The organism is Caballeronia sp. SEWSISQ10-4 2 (assembly GCF_030464885.1).
Classification (GTDB): Bacteria; Pseudomonadota; Gammaproteobacteria; order Burkholderiales; family Burkholderiaceae; genus Caballeronia.
The window spans coordinates 18,085-37,800 of record NZ_JALPRJ010000046.1; the positions used below are offsets into that span (position 1 = coordinate 18,085).

Consider the following 19,716-nt stretch of genomic DNA (forward strand, 5'->3'; position numbering starts at 1 on the left):
GCTGAACGTAATCAGCTTATTGCAGCGGCTCTTTCAGTGCGGCCGGCACCGGTAACGGCATCACGTTGATGCCTTCTTCCATCAAGGCGTGCGCATCTTCGGGCGTTGCGACGCCGCGAATATTTCGCGCCGGCGCTTCGTCGTAATGCATGCGCCGCGCCTCCTCGGCAAAACGCTCGCCCACGTTCTCCGTCTTCGCGAGAATTTCCCGCATGAATTGCAGCGCGCGTGCCTGAAGCGCGTGATCGGCGTCTTGCGGCGGCTGGGCCGCTGGCTCCGCGTTCGAGCCAGTGGCCGCCTTCTCGCTCTGATCCGAACGACTCGACGACAAATTCAGACGCGGCGCCGACGGCATGCGGCTCACCTCCGTTGTCGAGCACACCGGGCAAGCCACAAGCTTGCGCGACAACTGGGATTCGAACTCATCGGTCGAAGCAAACCAGCCTTCGAAACGATGGTCGTGTGAGCACTTCAAGTCGAGAACCTTCATGCTGATCGGGGCTTGCCAAAGAGTTTAATCGCAAAAACGCGTTTTGTGAACGATCGTTCGTAAATTTGCTTCTGCGACCGTTTGATGAAATCGCGGGAACATGCGTTCAATTTTAGCCCGGCGCTGGAACGCGTGCCGAAAGATGCGTTGTCATGATTAATCAGACAAATAAAAAGCGGCCTTCGCGGCCGCTTTTTTGTGGACACACCGGCCGTCTCAATCGCTCACCGGTTCACCCAACTGCCATTCGCCCGACATGATCCTTTCCAGCCAAAAGCTGCCGATGATCGTCTTCACATCGCTGATGTGGCCGCTCCTGATCCACTCGAAAATCTGCGACCTCTCCGCGATCAACGTCTCGAGGAACTCGCCTTCGTCGAGTTTGCTCTCGCCCGCTGTCAATCCCCGCGCAAGATACAAGTCGATGAATTCGGTCGAATACGAAATCACTGGATGGATACGCGTCAGGAAAAACCACTCGCGCGCCGTATAACCGGTTTCCTCATGCAGCTCGCGCTTCGCGCACGCCAGTTCGCTTTCGTTCGGATCGAGCTTGCCCGCCGGATATTCGAGCAGGACTTTGCGGATCGGATAGCGATACTGACGTTCGAGCAGCACGCGGCCATCGTCGAAAAGCGGCAGGATCATCACAGCGCCAGGATGTTCGACGAACTCACGCGTGGCGTGTTTGCCGTCCGGCAATTCGACCGTATCGAGCTTGAGCGTGAGGAACTTGCCCTGATGCACCAACTTGCTCTCGACCGTTTTCTCGATCAGGCCTTCGTCGGAATCGGGGAAATCAAGGGATTGGGTGGAGTCGGTGGAAAAAATGTCAGCCATCGTGCACCTTGAAGGAAACGCGTTGGACGCGTGAGCGTTAAACGCGTGGATCAAGCCACGACGGCCGTCGCCGTCAGCGGCGCTTGACGAGATACCGGAACGTGAAGCCGGGGAACGCGAGCACCAGGAACAGGCTGAAAGTGACCGCATAAAACTGCCAGCCCTGCTCGAAGCGGTTCCCTGCGCGCGCCTCAAGCATAAAGCCGAGTGCACCCACAAAAAAATAAAGCACGATTATTTCCGCGATGCGAATCCAGCCGCTTTTCTTCGCCGCCTTGAGCGGGATGACGCAGAAAAGGCGCTGGTTCGCGAACGGAAGGTTGGCGCCGACCAGCGCCAACAACACGATAAACCAGCCCGCTGCCGACATTACAACTGGAACGGCAAGGTGTGCGAGATTGCAGCCAGGCAGGCGTTCATCAACGGTCCGGGAACAATGCCAAGCACCAGCACAGCCAGGCCGTTGAACGCGAGCAGCGCGCGCTTGAGGTTGTCCGCGACGATTGGCGATGCGTCCGTGGGGGCATCGAAGTACATCAGCTTGACGATACGCAGGTAGTAGAACGCACCGACCAGCGACGACAGCACTGCCAGCACCGCGAGCCACGTCAGGCCGGCGTTCATGGTGGCCTCGAGCACGGCGAGCTTCGCGTAGAAGCCAACCATCGGCGGAATACCGGCAAGCGAGAACATCATGATCATCATCACGAAGGCGAACACCGGGCTACGCTGGTTCAGGCCCTTGAAGTCGTCGAGCGTTTCGGCTTCGAAGTCCTTGCGTGCCAGCAGCATCACGATGCCGAAGGTGCCGAGCGTGGTCAGCAGATAGATGATGCTGTAGAACATCGCCGAGCTATACGCGTTCGCCGCACCGTCAGCCTTGCCGTCGACTACGCCCGCCAGCATGCCGAGCAGCACGAAGCCCATGTTCGAGATAGCCGAGTACGCCAGCATCCGCTTGATGTTCTTCTGCACGATACCGGTCACATTACCCACGATCAGCGACAACGCGGCCAGGATCACGAGCATTTCTTGCCAGTCGACTGCGAGCGGCAACAGCGCCATCACCAGGAAACGCAGGCCCCATGCAAACGCCGCGGCCTTCGGGCCACCGCCGGTCAGCAAGGTCATGGCGGTCGGTGCACCTTGATACACGTCAGGCACCCACATGTGGAACGGCACCGCGCCCATCTTGAACGCCACGCCCGCCACCACGAAGATCACGCCGAACAGCAACACTGCGTCGTTGATGCGGCCGGTTGCGATCGCCTTCGCGACTTCATTCAGTTCGAGCGAGCCGGTCGCGCCGTACAGCATCGAGATGCCGTAGAGCAGGAAACCCGAAGCGAGAGCACCGAGCACGTAGTACTTCATCGCGGATTCGTTGGCTTGCGGCGAGTCCTTGCGCAACGCGATCACCGCGTACAGCGACAGCGACATCAGTTCCAGGCCGAGATAGAGCGTCAGGAAATTGTTGCCTGAAATCATCACGCACTGCCCGAGCAGCGAGAACAGACCGAGCAGGAAGAAGTCCCCGCGGAACAGGTCGCGATCTTCAAGATATTTGCGCGAATAGATGATCGATACCGCAAAGCCAAGTGTCACGACCGCTTTCATGGCGCTCGCGAACGGATCGACCACGTACATGCGCGTGAAGTAGTAATGCGGCGTGGGATCGAGTGCCTGGAAGGCGAACCACACACCGACCACAATGGTCGATACAACCGAAATCAGATAGGTCGAGTGACGGCTCTTCTCGCCGAAGATGGTGTCGTTCAACCAGGCCACGACGATCATCAACATCAACAATCCGTCGGGTAACAGAGCACTCATGGGGGCGTTTTGCATGATCTTTTATTTCCTCCGCACGCGTTACTGGGCCAGCGGCAGTTTGGACTGCGCGACGTGGGAGAGCAGATTTTCTACGGATGCGTGCATCACGTCGGTGAACGGCTTCGGATACAGGCCCATGTACAACGTAAATACGGCAAGCACGGCAAGCATGAAGAACTCGCGCGTGTTGAGGTCTTTCAGCTTCGCCACGTGTTCGTTCGCAACCGCGCCGAAGTGCACGCGCTTGTACATCCACAGCGTGTACGCCGCGCCGAGAACCAGCGTGAAGGTCGCGAGGAAACCGATCCAGAAGTTGAACTTCACCGCAGCGAGAATCACCATGAATTCACCGACGAAACCCGAGGTGCCCGGCAAGCCGCAATTGGCCATCGCGAACAACATGGCGAATGCGGCGAACTTCGGCATGACGTTGACCACACCGCCGTAGTCCGCGATCCGGCGCGAATGCATGCGGTCATACAGCACGCCAATGCAAAGGAACATGGCGCCCGAGACAAAGCCGTGCGAGATCATCTGGATGATCGCGCCTTCCATGCCGAGCTGGCTGAAGATGAAGAAACCGAGCGTGACGAAGCCCATGTGCGCAATCGACGAATACGCCACTAGCTTCTTCATGTCTTCCTGCACCAGCGCAACGAAGCCAATGTAGATCACCGCGATCAGGGACAACGTGATCACCACCGGTGCCAGGAAGTGACTGGCGTCCGGTGCGATAGGCAGCGAGAAGCGGATGAAACCGTACGCGCCGAGCTTCAGCATGATCGCGGCCAGCACGACCGAGCCGCCCGTCGGCGCTTCCACGTGGGCGTCAGGCAACCACGTATGGACCGGCCACATCGGCACCTTCACGGCGAAGGCCAGGAAGAACGCGATGAACAGCAGGATCTGCGGCGTGAAGCCGATCTTCGCTGCTTGCCACATGGCGATATCGAACGTGTGCGTTTGCGTGTAGAGGTACAGCAACGCGATCAGCATCAGCAGCGAGCCCATCAGCGTGTACAGGAAGAACTTGAACGCGGCATACACCCGGTTCGCCCCACCCCACACGCCGATGATGATGTACATCGGGATCAGCGTCGCTTCGAAGAAGACATAGAACAACATGCCGTCGGCGGTCGAGAACACACCGATCATGAGGCCCGACAAAATCAGGAACGCGGCCAGGTATTGCGCCACGCGCACCGTGATGACTTCCCACGCGCTGATGATCGTGATCACCGTGATCAATGCGGTCAAGACGACGAACCACATCGACAGGCCGTCGACACCAAGGTGATACGAGATATTGAAGCGTTCGATCCAGACCGACTTCTCTTCAAACTGCAGCGCAGCCGATGAGTTGTCAAAGCCGGTAATCAGGGGAATGGTGACGATCAGCCCAAGAATCGAGCCGATCAACGCAAGCCAGCGCGAAGGCCCCGGATTGCTGTCATTGCCTACTGCCAGTACAAGGATGCCGACAATGATCGGCAACCAGATCGCCAAACTTAGAATGGGTAAAGAGTGCATAGATAGGTGTCCCCGCCTTATTTGCCGCCGAGCGTTACAAACAGGGTCAAGAGCCCCAACATGCCAATAATCATGGCGAACGCGTAGTGATAGATGTAACCGGATTGAAGGAAGCGAATCACACCGGCAAACCAGCCGACGAACTTCGCGAGACCGTTGACGATACCGTCGATAACGGCGACATCACCCTCTTTCCAGAGTCCGCGGCCAATGGCGACCGCACCCTTTGCAAATACGACATCGTTGATCTTGTCGAGGTAGTACTTGTTGTCCAGCAAGTTATAGATCGGCAGGAAACGTTGCTTGATCACGCCCGGCAGATCCGTACGCTTCCAGTACAGGAACCACGACACGACCACGCCCGCGAGCGCCAGCCAGACCGGCAAGCCCGAGACCGAATGCAGGCCCATCGCAAACCAGCCGTGGAATTCCTCGGCCATTTCGTGCAGCGCCGGATGGTTGTCGCCGATGGCGATTACCTTGTCGAACACCACGCCGTGCGCGAAGAAGTCGCCGAACAGCATCGGGCCGATCGCAATCGCACCGATGATCACCGACGGGATGGCCAGCAGGACCAGCGGCAGGGTAATGACCCACGGCGTTTCGTGCGGAACGTGCTCGTGGTGAGCATGGCCGTGATCGTCATGGCCGTGTGCATCGTGGCTATCGTGACCATGTGAATCGTGTGCATGCGCGGCGGCTTCGAGAGCCATCGGGCTTTCCGGATGCTTCGGACCACGGAAGCGCTCCTTGCCGTGAAACACCATGAAGTACATGCGGAACGAGTACAACGCCGTGACGAACACGCTCGCCACCACCGCGAAGTACGCGAAACCCGAGCCTGCGATGTGCGACGCCTTCACGGCATCGATGATCGAATCTTTCGAGTAGAAACCCGAGAAGAACGGCGTGCCGATCAGCGCAAGCGAACCGACGAGCGAAGTGATCCACGTGATCGGCATGTACTTGCGCAGGCCGCCCATGTTGCGCATGTCCTGGTCGTGGTGCATGCCGATGATCACCGAACCCGCGCCAAGGAACAGCAGCGCTTTGAAGAATGCGTGCGTGGCCAGGTGAAACACTGCTACCGGGTAAGCGGAGACGCCAAGCGCCACCGTCATGTAACCGAGTTGCGAGAGCGTGGAGTAAGCCACCACACGCTTGATGTCGTTCTGCACGACACCCAGGAAACCCATGAACAGCGCCGTGATCGCGCCGATCACCGTCACGAACGACAACGCCGAATCCGACAGTTCGAACAGCGGCGACATGCGCGTCACCATGAAGATACCGGCCGTCACCATGGTTGCCGCGTGGATCAGCGCCGAGATAGGCGTCGGGCCTTCCATGGAGTCCGGCAGCCACACGTGCAGCGGGAATTGCGCCGACTTACCCATCGCGCCGATGAACAGGCAGATACAGGCCACGGTCAGCAAACCCCAATCGGTACCCGGGAACGTCATGCCGGCCAGTTCGGTACGATGCGCGAACACATCGCCGTAGTTCAGCGAACCAGCAAACGCCAGCAACAAACCGATGCCGAGCAGGAACCCGAAGTCGCCCACGCGGTTCACGATGAACGCCTTCATGTTCGCGTAGATGGCCGTCGGACGCGTGAAGTAGAAGCCGATCAGCAGGTACGACACGAGGCCCACCGCTTCCCAGCCGAAGAACAGCTGCAGGAAGTTGTTGCTCATCACGAGCATCAGCATGGAGAACGTGAAGAGCGAGATGTACGAGAAGAACCGCTCGTAGCCCACTTTCTCGTCGGCCATGTAGCCGATCGTGTAGATGTGCACCATCAGCGAGACGAAGGTGACGATCACCATCATCATCGCGGTGAGCGAATCGACCAGGAAGCCGATCTCCATCTTCAGCGGCCCGACCGTCATCCATTCGTAGATGGTCGCGTTGAAGCTCGCGCCCTGCATCACGTCCAGAAGGACGATGCAGGAAAGCACAAACGAGATCATCACGCTGAGGATCGTCACGCGGTGCGAAGCCTTGCGCCCGATCTTCCAGCCGAACAGCCCGGCGATCAGCGAACCGGCAAGCGGCGCCAGCGCAATCACGAGCAGCAGGTTTTCATTGAGTGTCATGGACATAGCTGTCTTGCCTGAAATTAACCTTTGAGCTGATCGAGATCTTCGACGTTGATCGTGTCGAGACTGCGGAACAATGTGACCAGGATCGCGAGGCCGATCGCGGCTTCGGCGGCTGCCACCGTGAGCACAAAGAACACGAAGATCTGGCCGTGGATGTCGCCGAGATAATGCGAGAACGCGACGAAGTTGGTGTTCACCGCCAACAGCATCAGCTCGATTGCCATCAGGATGATGATCACGTTACGTCGATTCAGAAAGATTCCGACGATGCTGATCGCGAACAGGATCGCGCCAAGCACAAGGTAATGGGCAAGACTCAACATGATTATTTACTCCTCAGCCTTTGCTTTGTTGTCGACCGTGCCGGCGCCGGCATTGCCGGTCACGGGCGGATTGGTCGTGGCGTCCGGCGCTTCTTGTTCGGACTTCATCTTGACAATCCGCACGCGATCTTGCGCACGCACCTTGACCTGGTCGCTGATGCGCTGGCGCTTGCTGTCCTTCTTCTCGCGAACGGTCAGCGAGATAGCCGCGATGATCGCCACCAGCAGGATCAGGCCCGCGATTTCAAACGCGAAGATGTAGTCGGTGTAGATGACCTTGCCGATCAGGTGCGAGTTCGACATCACCGCGTTCGGGGCCACTCCGGCGCCCACGCCGTTGATCAGCATGGCGTCATGCACCGGCGTCACCGTCGCGCCGTAGCCGTGCCACAAGATCAATGCCGTTTCGATGATGATGATCGCGCCCACAATGCTGGCTATGGGTACGAATTTCTTGAAGTCGCCGTGCAGCGCGTCGAGGTTGATGTCCAGCATCATCACCACGAACAGGAACAGCACCATCACCGCGCCGACATAGACGAGAACCAGCAGAATGGCGAGGAATTCGGCCTCAAGCAACATCCAGATCGCGGCCGCGTTGAAGAACGCGAGCACGAGAAACAAGGCGGACGCCACCGGATTGCGCGAAGTGATCACCTTCAGCGCCGAGACAACCAGCAGCAGCGCGAAGATGTAAAACAGTACGGTCGTGAATTCCATGATTACCGGTTCATCGTTAGGCTTTGTGTTTTGACACAAACGCGCCGTGTTGCGTTGTTTGAAGAACGCAACCTACAAGCTTGGCGCGCGGGCCGGAACAGCAGGTCAATTCAAATGCAGGAACAGCAAGGGGCACCGCACTATGCTGCGCCCCGCTCCGCTTTACCGCGTTTTACCGATAAGGCGCATCAGCCGCCTTGGCCGCAGCGATCTCCGTTTCATAACGGTCGCCCACTGCCAGCAGCATGTCTTTCGTGAAGTACAAGTCGCCGCGCTTCTCGCCGTGATACTCGAGAATGTGCGTTTCGACGATCGAATCGACCGGGCAGCTTTCTTCGCAGAAACCGCAGAAGATGCACTTGGTCAGGTCGATGTCGTAACGCGTGGTGCGGCGCGTATTGTCGGCGCGCGTTTCCGATTCGATCGTGATCGCGAGTGCTGGGCACACGGCCTCGCACAACTTGCACGCGATGCAGCGCTCCTCGCCGTTTTCATATCGGCGCAATGCATGCAGGCCACGAAAACGCGGGGAAATAGGTGTCTTCTCTTCCGGGAACTGAACGGTGATCTTGCGCTGGAACACATAGCCGCCCGTCAGCGCCAGACCTTTCAATAACTCGGTCAGGAAAAACGTTTTGAAAAAATTCTGTAATGCGTTCATGGTTATTTCATCCGCCCATTATTTCCAGATGTTCAGCGGCGACATGATCCAGAACCCGACCACGACCACCCACACCACCGACACCGGCAGAAAGATTTTCCAGCCGAGACGCATGATCTGGTCGTAGCGATAACGCGGGAACGTCGCACGGGCCCAGATGAACACCGACAGCAGGAAGAAGATCTTCAGCACGAACCAGAAAATGCCCGGGATGAAGGACAGGAAACCGAACGGTGCGCTCCAGCCACCGAGGAACAGCGTGGTTGCGATCGCCGAGATCACGATCATGTTGATGTATTCGGCCAGGAAGAACAGCGCGAACGCCATGCCCGAATAATCGATCATGTGGCCCGCGACAATTTCCGACTCGCCTTCCACCACGTCAAACGGGTGACGATTGGTTTCCGCAATCCCCGAGACGAAGTACACGACGAACATGGGCAGCAGCGGCAACCAGTTCCACGAAAGAAAGTTGATGCCCCAGTTCGCGAATATGCCGTGTTCCTGCGACACCACGATGGAGGACATATTCAGGCTGCCCGTCACCATCAGCACGACGACAAGCGCGAAGCCCATCGAAATTTCGTACGACACCATCTGCGCTGCTGCGCGCATGGCGCCAAGGAACGCGTACTTCGAGTTCGATGCCCAGCCGGCCAGAATCACGCCATATACGCCGACGGACGAAATCGCCATCACGTAGAGCAGGCCGGCGTTGACGTCGCCTAGCACCGCTTTCGCTTGAAACGGAATCACCGCCCACACCGCAAAGGCCGGCACCACGGTCATGATCGGCGCGATCAGGTAGATCCAGCGGCTGGCTTGCGTCGGCTGAATCACTTCTTTCAGCAGCAGCTTCAGCACGTCGGCGATCGGCTGCAACAGACCCATCGGACCCACGCGATTCGGGCCGAGACGCACGTGCATCCAGCCGATGAGCTTGCGTTCCCACAGAATCAGGTACGCCACGCACAGCAGGATCACCACCGAGACCACGAGAATGCGGACTAGCGCCCACACCGTCGGCCAGGCGACGCCGAGAATCTGCGTCCCGCCCGCGTTGATCGTATCGAACAAGCCCATTTACGCCTTCTCCACTACCAGTTCACCGAACAGAGCCCCGAGCGCTGCACCGGCCGACGTTCCCGCCGACACACGCACCACGCTTTCCGCCAGGTTCGCGTCGCGAACTGCCGGCAGGACCACCGCGAGATCGCCTTGAGCGACACGCACTGCGTCGCCGTTTTTCAGACCGAGTTTCTCAAACAGCGACGTCGGCAGCGCAACTACGTTTGCATCGCGCGCAGCGGCCGTCAGATGCAGCGATTCCGCGCGGCGCGAGAGCGCGTCGGCGTGATAGATCGGCGTGTCGGCGAGGCGTTCGTAACTGCCTTCGTTGGCAGCCGCTTTCGAAACAGCCTTGATCGCCACGTCCGTCTTGTTCGACAGGCGTGCCGTCAGATCGCCCGTACCCAATGCGGCGATGCGGACTTCTTCAGCGGTATCGAATTCGAAACCCTTCAGGCCGAGCAAGCTGCCCAGTACGCGCAGCACTTTCCAGCCCGGACGCGTTTCGCCCAGCGGACGCACGACGCCGTTGAACGTCTGCGCCGTACCTTCGGCATTGACGAACGTGCCCGACGTTTCCGTGAACGGAGCGATGGGCAACAGCACGTCGGCGTAATCGGCGCCATGCTTGAATGCCGACAAAGCGACAACCATTTCTGCCTGCTTCAATGCGGCCAGCGCTTGAGCGGGGTTGGCGGTATCGAATTCGGGTTCGACGTTGAACAGCACGTAGCCCTTGCGCGGCTGCTCGAATACTTCGCGTGCGTTCAGGCCGCCTTCGCCCGGCAGTGCATCGACGAGATGCGCACCAACCGTGTTGGCCGATTCCGTCAGATAACCCAGCGTTGCGCCCGTGTTGTCCGCAATCCATTGGCTCACGGCCTGGATCTGCGCAAACTGCGGGTGCTGAACCACGCTGTTGCCGAGCAACACCACACGCTTGTCACCGGCCGACAACGAAGCGGCGATGTCCTTCGCAGCCGCCGACGCTTCATGTCCAGCGAACGCTTCCGGCACCGCAACGCCACGTGCCTCGGCAACTGCCGCAGCCAGACTGCCGAGGCGGTCGAGCCATTCCGACGGCGCCGCGACCACGCGATGCGCAGCCGGAATCAGCGAGTCGTCGTTCGTCGCGTTCAGGAACGTGAGCTTCGCACCGCCCTTCGCGGCTTGCCGCAAACGCGCGGCGAACAGCGGATGATCGCGGCGCAGGAACGAACCGACCACAAACGCCGTATCGACGTTCGTCAGGTCCGCGATCTTCATGCCGAGCCACGGCGCGCTGTCGGAAACCGGTGCCGAGAAATCGCTTTGACGCAGACGGAAATCGACATTCGGCGAGCCTACGCCTTCAGCGAATTGCTTGAGCAGATACAGTTCTTCGACCGTGCTATGCGCCGTAGCCAAGGCAGCGATCTGATTCGCGCCGTGATCGGCCGTAATGCCCTTGATACCCTTTGCCACATATTCCAGCGCCGTCTGCCAGTCGGTCTCGATCCACTTGCCGCCCTGCTTCAGCATCGGCTGCGTGAGACGCTCGTCGCTGTTCAGCGCTTCATACGAGAAACGATCCTTGTCCGAGATCCAGCATTCGTTGATAGCTTCGTTTTCCATCGGCAGAACGCGCATCACGCGGTTGTTCTTCACCTGAACAACCAGATTCGCGCCGACGGAATCGTGCGGGCTGATCGACTTGCGGCGCGACAACTCCCACGTGCGGGCGCTGTAGCGAAACGGCTTGCTCGTCAACGCACCGACCGGGCACAGGTCGATCATGTTGCCCGACAGTTCCGAGTCCACCGTCTTGCCGACGAACGACGTGATTTCCGAATGCTCGCCACGACCCAGCATGCCGAGTTCCATCACGCCGGCCACTTCCTGACCGAAACGCACGCAACGCGTGCAATGGATGCAGCGCGTCATCTCTTCCATCGAGATCAGCGGTCCGACGTTCTTGTGGAACACCACGCGCTTTTCTTCGTTGTAACGCGACTGCGACTTGCCGTAACCCACGGCCAAGTCTTGCAGTTGACATTCACCGCCCTGGTCGCAGATCGGGCAATCGAGCGGGTGATTGATCAGCAGGAATTCCATCACGGACTGCTGTGCCTTGACGGCCTTGTCCGATTTCGTACGCACGATCATGCCCGCCGACACCGGTGTGGCACAGGCGGGAACCGCCTTCGGCATTTTCTCTACTTCGACCAGGCACATCCGGCAGTTCGCCGCGATCGACAGCTTCTTGTGATAGCAAAAGTGAGGAATGTATGAATCGACCTTATGCGCAGCCTGGATCACCATGCTGCCTTCAGGCACTTCTACACTTTTGCCGTCGATTTCTAGTTCAACCATGATGGGGAATGGTCCTTGGCCTGATCACTGATCACGCGGTAAGCGCTTCGGACGTGTGCGCATGATGCGCGTGTCCGTCGACGAGACAATGTTTATGCTCGACGTGATATTCAAATTCGTCCCAGAAGTGCTTCAGCATGCCGCGCACCGGCATGGCCGCCGCGTCGCCGAGAGCACAGATGGTACGACCCATGATGTTTTCGGCGACCGAGTTCAGCAGATCCAGGTCTTCCTTGCGCCCGAGTCCGTGTTCGATCCGATGGACAACCCGATACAGCCAGCCCGTGCCTTCACGGCAAGGCGTGCATTGACCGCACGACTCTTCGTAATAGAAATAGGACAAGCGCAGCAGCGAGCGCACCATGCAGCGCGTTTCGTTCATCACGATAACGGCGCCCGAACCCAGCATGGACCCGGCTTTCGCGATGGAGTCGTAGTCCATGTCGGTCTTCAACATGATCTCGCCCGGAATCACCGGTGCCGACGATCCACCCGGGATCACCGCTTTCACCGACTTGCCGCGCACGCCACCGGCCAACTCGAGCAAGGTCTCAAACGACGTACCGAGCGGCACTTCGAAGTTGCCCGGAAAATTGACGTCGCCGGCAACCGAGAAGATTTTCGTGCCGCCGTTGTTCGGCTTGCCGATCTCGAGATATTTCTGCGGGCCGATAGCCAGCAGGAACGGCACCGCTGCGAACGTTTCGGTGTTGTTGATCGTGGTCGGCTTGCCATACACGCCAAAGCTCGCCGGGAACGGCGGCTTGAAACGCGGCTGGCCTTTCTTGCCTTCGAGCGATTCGAGCAGCGCAGTTTCTTCGCCGCAGATATACGCGCCGTAACCGTGGTGCGCATGCAATTCGAACGAGAAGCCCGAACCCAGAATATTCGCACCGAGATAACCGGCGGCACGCGCTTCTTCAAGCGCCTTTTCGAAGATCCGATAGACCTCGAAAATCTCGCCGTGAATGTAGTTGTAGCCGACCGTGATGCCCATGGCATACGCGCCAATGGCCATGCCTTCGATCAGCGCATGCGGATTCCAGCGCAGGATGTCGCGGTCTTTGAACGTACCCGGCTCGCCTTCGTCCGAATTGCAGACGAGGTACTTCTGCCCCGGGAACTGACGCGGCATGAAGCTCCACTTGAGGCCGGTCGGAAAACCCGCACCGCCGCGACCGCGCAGGCCTGACGCCTTGACGTCGGCGATGACCTGCTCCTGCGGGATCTTTTCTTCGAGGATGCGGCGCAGCTGGGCGTAACCGCCGCGCGCCACATAGTCTTCGAGGTGCCAGTTCTCGCCGTTGAGACCGGCGAGAATCAGGGGCTGGATGTGGCGGTCGTGAAGAGACGTCATTTCGATAGTTCCTCGAGGAGCGTGTCGATCCGTTCGCGACTCATGAAACTGCACATACGATGATTGTTCACGAGCAGCACGGGAGCATCGCCGCACGCGCCGAAGCATTCGCCTTCTTTCAAGGTGAACTTGCCGTCGGCGGTGGTTTCGCCAAAGTCGATGCCGAGCTTTTGCTTCAGGTATTCAGCGGCGCTTTCCGAGCCGCCGTCGGGCCCAAGCTGGCACGGCAAGTTGGTACAGAGCGTGATCTTGTGTTTGCCGACCGGCGAGGTCTCGTACATGGTGTAGAACGTCGCCACTTCCTGCACGGCCACAGCGGGCATGCTCAGGTAGTCAGCCACGAACTGCATGATTTCCGGCGATAGCCAGCCATGCTCTTCCTGAGCGACGGTCAACGCCGACATCACCGCGGACTGTTTCTGGTCCACGGGATACTTCGCGATCGCGCGATCGATTTCTTTCAGGCCTTCAGCTGAGATCATTTCAGACACGACTCTTTCAGTTCCTACCGAACGAAAACCCGCCGCGCCCTTCTTTTGCGGCAGACCTGGCGTCCTGCTGTTGTTGTTTCGCCGGCATGCCCAGCACGATCGTGCGAGCAAGCCGGCGTGGTGCGGCACAGGTTCTCGGGCGCATCTCAGCGATCGATCTCACCGAACACGATGTCCTGCGTGCCGATGATCGTCACCGCGTCCGCAATCATGTGACCGCGAGCCATTTCGTCGAGCGAAGCAAGATGCGCATAACCCGGCGCACGAATCTTCAGGCGGTACGGCTTGTTCGCGCCGTCCGAGATCAGATAGATGCCGAACTCGCCCTTCGGATGCTCGACCGCCGCGTACGTCTCGCCTTCGGGAACGTGAAAACCTTCCGTAAAGAGCTTGAAGTGGTGAATCAGCTCTTCCATGTTGGTCTTCATGCCCACGCGCGAAGGCGGCGCAACCTTGTGATTGTCGACCATCACCGGGCCCGGATTCTTGCGCAGCCACTCAATACATTGTTTCGCGATGCGGGTGGACTGACGCATTTCTTCCACGCGCACCAGATAACGGTCGTAGCAGTCGCCGTTCACACCGACCGGAATATCAAAGTCGAGCTGATCGTAGACTTCGTACGGCTGCTTCTTGCGCAAATCCCATTCAATGCCCGAGCCGCGCAGCATCGCGCCGGTCATGCCGAGCTGCAATGCGCGCTCAGGACTGACCACGCCGATACCCACCAGCCGCTGCTTCCAGATCCGGTTATCGGTCAGCAGCGTCTCGTACTCGTCCACACACTTCGGAAACCGCGTAAAGAAATCGTCGATGAAATCAAGCAGCGAACCTTGACGCGTTTCGTTCATCCGCGACAACGCCTTCGCATTGCGGATTTTCGACGCCTTGTATTGCGGCATTGCGTCAGGCAGATCGCGATATACGCCGCCCGGACGGTAATACGCCGCGTGCATCCGTGCACCGGACACCGCTTCGTACACGTCCATCAGGTCTTCGCGTTCGCGGAACGCATACAAAAACACCGCCATTGCGCCGACGTCGAGCGCGTGCGAGCCGATCCACATCAGGTGGTTCAGCACACGCGTGATTTCGTCGAAAAGCACGCGGATATATTTCGCGCGAACCGGGATGTCGATGCCGAGCAGCTTTTCGATGGCCATCACGTAGCCGTGCTCGTTGACCATCATCGACACGTAGTCGAGACGGTCCATGTACGGCACGGACTGAATGAAGGTCTTCGTCTCAGCGAGCTTTTCGGTCGCGCGATGCAACAAGCCGATATGCGGATCGGCGCGTTGAATCACTTCACCGTCGAGCTCCAGCACGAGGCGCAGCACACCGTGCGCGGCCGGGTGTTGCGGGCCGAAATTGAGCGTGTAGTTCTTGATCTCTGCCATGGCGTTCTCTTAGTGTTTCAGACCGCCATAGCGGTCCTCGCGGATCACGCGCGGCGTAATCTCGCGCGGCTCGATCGTCACTGGCTGGTACACGACGCGCTTCTCTTCCGGGTCGTAGCGCATTTCGACATATCCCGACACCGGGAAGTCCTTGCGGAACGGATGGCCGATAAAGCCGTAGTCGGTGAGAATGCGGCGCAGGTCCGGGTGACCTTCGAAGACGATGCCGAACAAGTCGAATGCCTCGCGCTCGTACCAGTTCGCCGACGACCAGACTTCGACTACCGATGACACGATGGGCACTTCGTCGTCCGGTGCGAACACGCGCACGCGCAGACGCCAGTTGTTCGCGATCGAAAGAAGATGGAGGACGGCCGCGAACCGCGGGCCTTCGTAGGCGCCTTCGCCGTACGTCGAGTAATCGACGCCGCACAGGTCGACGAGTTGTTCAAAGCCGAGCGAACGGTCGTCGCGCAGCTTGAGCGCCACGTCGGCGTAGTTCGCCGCCTTGACGACGATGGTCAGTTGCCCGAGCGATTCAGTGATGCTCTGCAGGCGGTCGCCGAACGCCGCCTCGAGGTTCGCTTTCAGGGTCTCGAGTTTGCTTGCCATATTGGGGAGGCTCAGGCCTTGGTGAGGCTTAATGGGACTTCAATGACGCTGACTGGCGTGCTGACCGGCGTCACGACTTATCGACGTACTTACTGACGACAATTACTGACGAGCGATGGTGCTGGTGCGGCGAATCTTCGCCTGCAACTGGATCACGCCGTACACAAGCGCTTCAGCCGTCGGCGGGCATCCGGGCACGTAGACATCGACCGGAACGATGCGGTCGCATCCGCGCACAACCGAATACGAGTAGTGGTAGTAACCACCACCATTCGCGCACGAACCCATGGAAATCACCCAGCGCGGCTCGGCCATCTGGTCATAGACCTTGCGCAGCGCCGGCGCCATCTTGTTGCACAGCGTGCCGGCGACGATCATCACGTCCGACTGTCGCGGACTCGGGCGAAACACCACGCCGAACCGGTCCAGGTCATAACGCGCTGCGCCCGCGTGCATCATCTCGACCGCGCAACATGCCAGACCAAACGTCATGGGCCACAGCGAACCCGTGCGCGTCCAGTTGATCAGCTTGTCAGCCGTGGTGGTGACAAACCCTTCCTTCAAGACCCCTTCGATACTCATTTGCTTTCACTCCAGATGAGCAGCCAGCCAAAGCCGCCCAGCAATCCGGTGATCTTCAACCCACCCGATACCTCGTTACTCCCAGTCCAGCCCACCCTTTCTCCAGATGTAGGCAAAACCAAGCAGAAACTCGAGCAGAAATACCATCATTGACAGGAAACCGGGCCAGCCGATGTCGCGCAGGGCAACGCCCCACGGGAACAGGAACGCGGTTTCGAGGTCGAAAATAATGAACAGAATAGCGACGAGATAGTAACGCACATCGAACTTCATCCGCGCGTCTTCGAATGCTTCGAAGCCACACTCGTAAGGTGCGTTCTTTTCAGTGTCAGGCTTATTGGGACCGAGGATCTTACCGATGCTCACGAGAGCGATGCCTAAACCGGTGCCCACGACGAGGAACAGCAAGACGGGATAATAGGCTGAGAGATTCACGACTATCCTCAAATCGGTTTGATCTGGTATGCCGGCCGGGACGACTGCCCAACCGATTTTCAACTAAAGCCGAGAAACATGCACAAGAGACCTTGAGCAGATTCACTCGCCAGAAGTGACAATGCCAGCCGAAGCAATGCATGCGGCTGGCATTGGATAACTTTTGGTGCCGACGGCGAGACTCGAACTCGCACAGCTTTCGCCACTACCCCCTCAAGATAGCGTGTCTACCAATTTCACCACGTCGGCACTGTCTTGCAATCCGGAAAAACAACTTCTTATTGCCGGGAATCGCTTCAAGAACAAAATTATAACCGGGTTAACCAGTTTGTTCAACGCACAAAAAGCGATCCAGGCGAAAAATTATTTCGGAACGTCAGAGCCTGGACCCGACGCTGCAACCGGTGCCGAACCCGCAGCGGAACCCGACGCAGCGACCACCGGATGCGCGGCAGGCGCAGTCGCTGCCGCCCCGCCCAGCAAGCCTGCGGACGCTGCCGGCTTGTAGCTGCCGAGGTATGTGAGCGTCAGCGTCGAGATGAAAAACACCGCGGCGAGCACAGCTGTTGTACGGGACAGGAAGTTGGCCGAACCGGTTGCCCCGAACAGGCTTCCCGACGCGCCACTGCCGAATGCCGCGCCCATGTCGGCGCCTTTGCCGTGCTGCAACAATACCAGGCCGATAACACCGAACGCCGACAGCAACTGGACAACAATAATCAAAGTCTTTAAATACAGCATTCCGTTCACCCGAATCTTTAATGTTCACGTGACACTGTTGCGTCACGATTTAATGCTTACATTTTCGAAAGCTTAAACTCGGCGATTAAACCGAACCGTTTTGTGCAGCCTGGCAAATCGCAAGAAAATCGTTGGACTTCAGCGATGCACCGCCAATCAATCCGCCATCGATGTCCTGTTGAGCGAATAACTCTTCTGCGTTCTCCGGCTTGACACTGCCGCCGTACAACACCGGCACGTTCGCCACTGCCGCGCCCTTGCTCGCCAGCTGCGCACGCAGGAATGCATGAACCTGTTGCGCCTGCTCGGTCGTCGCGCTTTTTCCCGTGCCGATCGCCCAGACCGGCTCGTACGCCACGACGATCTTTGTGGCCTGCTCCTCGCTCAGCATCAGCAACACGGCTTCCAGTTGCGTGCCGACTACCTGCTCCGTCGAACCGTTGTCGCGCTGCTCCAGCGTTTCGCCTACACATACGATAGGTGTCAGTCCGGCTTCCAGTGCGCGCAGCGCTTTCACCGCGACCAGATCTGAATGCTCGCAATGATAGGCGCGCCGCTCGGAGTGGCCGACAACCGCGAATGTTGCACCAAAATCTGCCGCCATGCCCGCTGCGACTTCACCGGTATAAGCGCCCTGCACGTGAGCCGAGATATCCTGAACACCCCAGGCAGCCAGCGACCCGCCCAGCAGCGCCTGCGCCTGCGCGAGATACGGCGCCGGCACGCAAACTCCCGTGCGTACGCCCTTCTGCAACGTCGCAGCACCGGCGGCAACCGCTTGCAGCAAGACCGCGTTCTCCACCAGCCGGCCGTGCATCTTCCAGTTTCCGATCACCAGCTTTGTGCGTTTGGCTTGTTCTTTCGGCATTTGTCTCGGCTTTTGTCACGTCGAACAGCGAGGCTGCCGATCAATGAAATAGAAAAATGGAACTTTCGGACACAACGCCCCAGCACAACACGCGATTTTACTGTGAGCGGCGGAAAACGGTCAAACAACGAAACCTGATCGGCCGGTCATTTCAATTCTCGACCTGGGCTCAGGCGACCTGACCCCAGTCCAGCATGATCTTGCCAATGTGCGTGCTGCCTTCCATCAATGCGTGAGCCGCGGCGGCCTGATCGGCGGGAAAAACCTGATGGATGACAGGCTTGATCCGCCCCGCTTCAATTTCCGGCCACACGTACGTCTTCAACTGCACCGCGACCCTGCCCTTGAACGCGACTGCGCGCGGCCGCAGCGTCGAACCGGTAATCACCAGCCGGCGGCGCAGCACCTCGTTGAGATTTATCTCTGCTTTCGAACCACCCAGCGTCGCGATCACCACCACGCGGCCGCCGTCGGCCAGCGCCTTCAGCTCACGCGGCAGATAGTCGCCCGCGACCATGTCGAGAATCACATCCACACCGCGATCGTTCGTCAGCGACTTCACGACATCGACGAAATCTTCTGTGTTGTAGTTGATCGCCCGTTCCGCGCCGAGCTTTTCGCACGCCTGGCACTTCTCGTTGTTCCCGGCTGTCACGAACACGCGATGCCCAAGCGCCTTCGCAATCTGGATCGCCGTCACGCCGATACCGCTCGAACCGCCCTGGATCAGCAGCGTTTCTTCCGCGCCGTTCTCGCCCTTGCCCAGATGCGCGCGTTCGAACACGTTGCTCCAGACCGTGAAGAACGTTTCCGGCAGCGACGCCGCCTCGATGTCCGTCAGCCCCTTGGGCACCGGCAGGCATTGCTCCAGCGGCGCGCACGCGTATTCGGCATACCCGCCGCCGGCAAGCAGCGCGCACACGCGGTCGCCCGCTTTCAAACCGAACGGATTGTGCTTCGGATCGAAGTCACCGCGCACGATCTCACCGGCCACCTCCAGTCCCGGCAGATCCGAGGCGCCCGGCGGCGGCGCATAACCGCCCTTGCGCTGGAACACGTCCGGACGATTCACGCCCGATGCCGCGACCTTGATCAGCACTTCGCCGGCCTTCGGCTCCGGCATCGGGCGCTCGCCCAGCTTCAACACGTCAGGTGCGCCAAACTCGGTGATTTCGATCGCTTTCATCTGCTTAATCCTTCAAGACGCACTGGGAAACAGCGATGCATAACCCTATGGCATTGCGGGCTCATTCAGCCGAAACCCGCAATAACATCGAATCACATTCGAACCATCGGATTCAAAAACGG

Annotated in this window: 20 protein-coding genes and 1 tRNA gene; all 21 read right to left on the reverse strand. The window is 59.0% G+C overall.

Features of this window, described 5'->3' with window-relative positions:
- Positions 1 to 16: 16 nt before the first annotated feature.
- The 21 genes from M0D69_RS27380 to M0D69_RS27480 all read right to left on the reverse strand — a co-directional run bounded on the left by M0D69_RS27380 (position 17) and on the right by M0D69_RS27480 (position 19,594).
- Positions 17 to 490 (reverse strand): DUF1178 family protein, encoded by a 474-nt coding sequence (locus tag M0D69_RS27380; RefSeq protein WP_301785006.1) that lies wholly within the window; start codon positions 488 to 490, stop codon positions 17 to 19.
- Positions 491 to 706: 216 nt separating this feature from the next.
- Positions 707 to 1,330, reverse strand: a complete 624-nt coding sequence (locus M0D69_RS27385) for an NUDIX domain-containing protein (RefSeq protein WP_301785007.1) — start codon at positions 1,328 to 1,330, stop codon at positions 707 to 709.
- A gap of 73 nt (positions 1,331 to 1,403) precedes the next feature.
- Positions 1,404 to 1,700, reverse strand: a complete 297-nt coding sequence (locus M0D69_RS27390) for a DUF2818 family protein (protein WP_301785008.1) — start codon at positions 1,698 to 1,700, stop codon at positions 1,404 to 1,406.
- Positions 1,700 to 3,178: an NADH-quinone oxidoreductase subunit NuoN gene (gene nuoN, locus M0D69_RS27395; protein ID WP_301785009.1), complete on the reverse strand. Its 1,479-nt coding sequence runs from the start codon at positions 3,176 to 3,178 to the stop codon at positions 1,700 to 1,702. The genes M0D69_RS27390 and nuoN overlap by 1 nt, the downstream gene beginning before the upstream one ends.
- Before the next feature lie 24 nt (positions 3,179 to 3,202).
- On the reverse strand, positions 3,203 to 4,693 hold the full coding sequence (locus tag M0D69_RS27400) for an NADH-quinone oxidoreductase subunit M (RefSeq protein ID WP_301785010.1): 1,491 nt from the start codon (positions 4,691 to 4,693) through the stop codon (positions 3,203 to 3,205).
- Positions 4,694 to 4,710: 17 nt separating this feature from the next.
- Positions 4,711 to 6,798, reverse strand: a complete 2,088-nt coding sequence (gene nuoL, locus M0D69_RS27405; protein ID WP_301785011.1) for an NADH-quinone oxidoreductase subunit L — start codon at positions 6,796 to 6,798, stop codon at positions 4,711 to 4,713.
- Positions 6,799 to 6,815: 17 nt separating this feature from the next.
- A complete protein-coding gene (gene nuoK, locus M0D69_RS27410; protein ID WP_031360677.1) occupies positions 6,816 to 7,121 on the reverse strand; it encodes an NADH-quinone oxidoreductase subunit NuoK in 306 nt (101 codons plus the stop codon).
- A gap of 6 nt (positions 7,122 to 7,127) precedes the next feature.
- On the reverse strand, positions 7,128 to 7,841 hold the full coding sequence (locus M0D69_RS27415) for an NADH-quinone oxidoreductase subunit J (RefSeq protein WP_301785012.1): 714 nt from the start codon (positions 7,839 to 7,841) through the stop codon (positions 7,128 to 7,130).
- A 172-nt stretch (positions 7,842 to 8,013) separates the two neighbouring features.
- Positions 8,014 to 8,502: an NADH-quinone oxidoreductase subunit NuoI gene (gene nuoI / locus M0D69_RS27420; RefSeq protein ID WP_047844580.1), complete on the reverse strand. Its 489-nt coding sequence runs from the start codon at positions 8,500 to 8,502 to the stop codon at positions 8,014 to 8,016.
- 18 nt (positions 8,503 to 8,520) lie between these two features.
- Positions 8,521 to 9,585, reverse strand: coding sequence for an NADH-quinone oxidoreductase subunit NuoH (gene nuoH, locus M0D69_RS27425; protein ID WP_301785013.1), 1,065 nt, complete (start codon positions 9,583 to 9,585; stop codon positions 8,521 to 8,523).
- Positions 9,586 to 11,922: an NADH-quinone oxidoreductase subunit NuoG gene (gene nuoG / locus M0D69_RS27430; RefSeq protein WP_301785014.1), complete on the reverse strand. Its 2,337-nt coding sequence runs from the start codon at positions 11,920 to 11,922 to the stop codon at positions 9,586 to 9,588.
- 31 nt (positions 11,923 to 11,953) lie between these two features.
- Entirely contained in the window at positions 11,954 to 13,279 is a 1,326-nt protein-coding gene (nuoF, locus tag M0D69_RS27435; protein WP_301785015.1) for an NADH-quinone oxidoreductase subunit NuoF, read from the reverse strand.
- On the reverse strand, positions 13,276 to 13,761 hold the full coding sequence (gene nuoE / locus M0D69_RS27440) for an NADH-quinone oxidoreductase subunit NuoE (protein ID WP_301785016.1): 486 nt from the start codon (positions 13,759 to 13,761) through the stop codon (positions 13,276 to 13,278). Before nuoE ends, nuoF begins: the two co-directional genes overlap by 4 nt.
- 155 nt (positions 13,762 to 13,916) lie before the next feature.
- Positions 13,917 to 15,170, reverse strand: a complete 1,254-nt coding sequence (locus M0D69_RS27445; RefSeq protein WP_047844585.1) for an NADH-quinone oxidoreductase subunit D — start codon at positions 15,168 to 15,170, stop codon at positions 13,917 to 13,919.
- Positions 15,171 to 15,179: 9 nt separating this feature from the next.
- Complete coding sequence (locus M0D69_RS27450) at positions 15,180 to 15,782, reverse strand: NADH-quinone oxidoreductase subunit C (RefSeq protein ID WP_301785017.1); 603 nt, start codon at positions 15,780 to 15,782, stop codon at positions 15,180 to 15,182.
- Between the two features lie 102 nt (positions 15,783 to 15,884).
- Complete coding sequence (locus M0D69_RS27455) at positions 15,885 to 16,364, reverse strand: NADH-quinone oxidoreductase subunit B family protein (RefSeq protein WP_027819582.1); 480 nt, start codon at positions 16,362 to 16,364, stop codon at positions 15,885 to 15,887.
- Between the two features lie 75 nt (positions 16,365 to 16,439).
- Positions 16,440 to 16,799: an NADH-quinone oxidoreductase subunit A gene (locus M0D69_RS27460; RefSeq protein ID WP_056353980.1), complete on the reverse strand. Its 360-nt coding sequence runs from the start codon at positions 16,797 to 16,799 to the stop codon at positions 16,440 to 16,442.
- A gap of 164 nt (positions 16,800 to 16,963) precedes the next feature.
- A tRNA-Leu gene (locus M0D69_RS27465) sits at positions 16,964 to 17,048 on the reverse strand.
- A 114-nt stretch (positions 17,049 to 17,162) separates the two neighbouring features.
- Entirely contained in the window at positions 17,163 to 17,540 is a 378-nt protein-coding gene (secG, locus tag M0D69_RS27470) for a preprotein translocase subunit SecG (RefSeq protein WP_301785018.1), read from the reverse strand.
- A gap of 85 nt (positions 17,541 to 17,625) precedes the next feature.
- Entirely contained in the window at positions 17,626 to 18,408 is a 783-nt protein-coding gene (gene tpiA, locus M0D69_RS27475; protein WP_301785019.1) for a triose-phosphate isomerase, read from the reverse strand.
- Positions 18,409 to 18,577: 169 nt separating this feature from the next.
- Entirely contained in the window at positions 18,578 to 19,594 is a 1,017-nt protein-coding gene (locus M0D69_RS27480; RefSeq protein ID WP_301785020.1) for an NAD(P)H-quinone oxidoreductase, read from the reverse strand.
- Between the last annotated feature and the right edge of the window lie 122 nt (positions 19,595 to 19,716).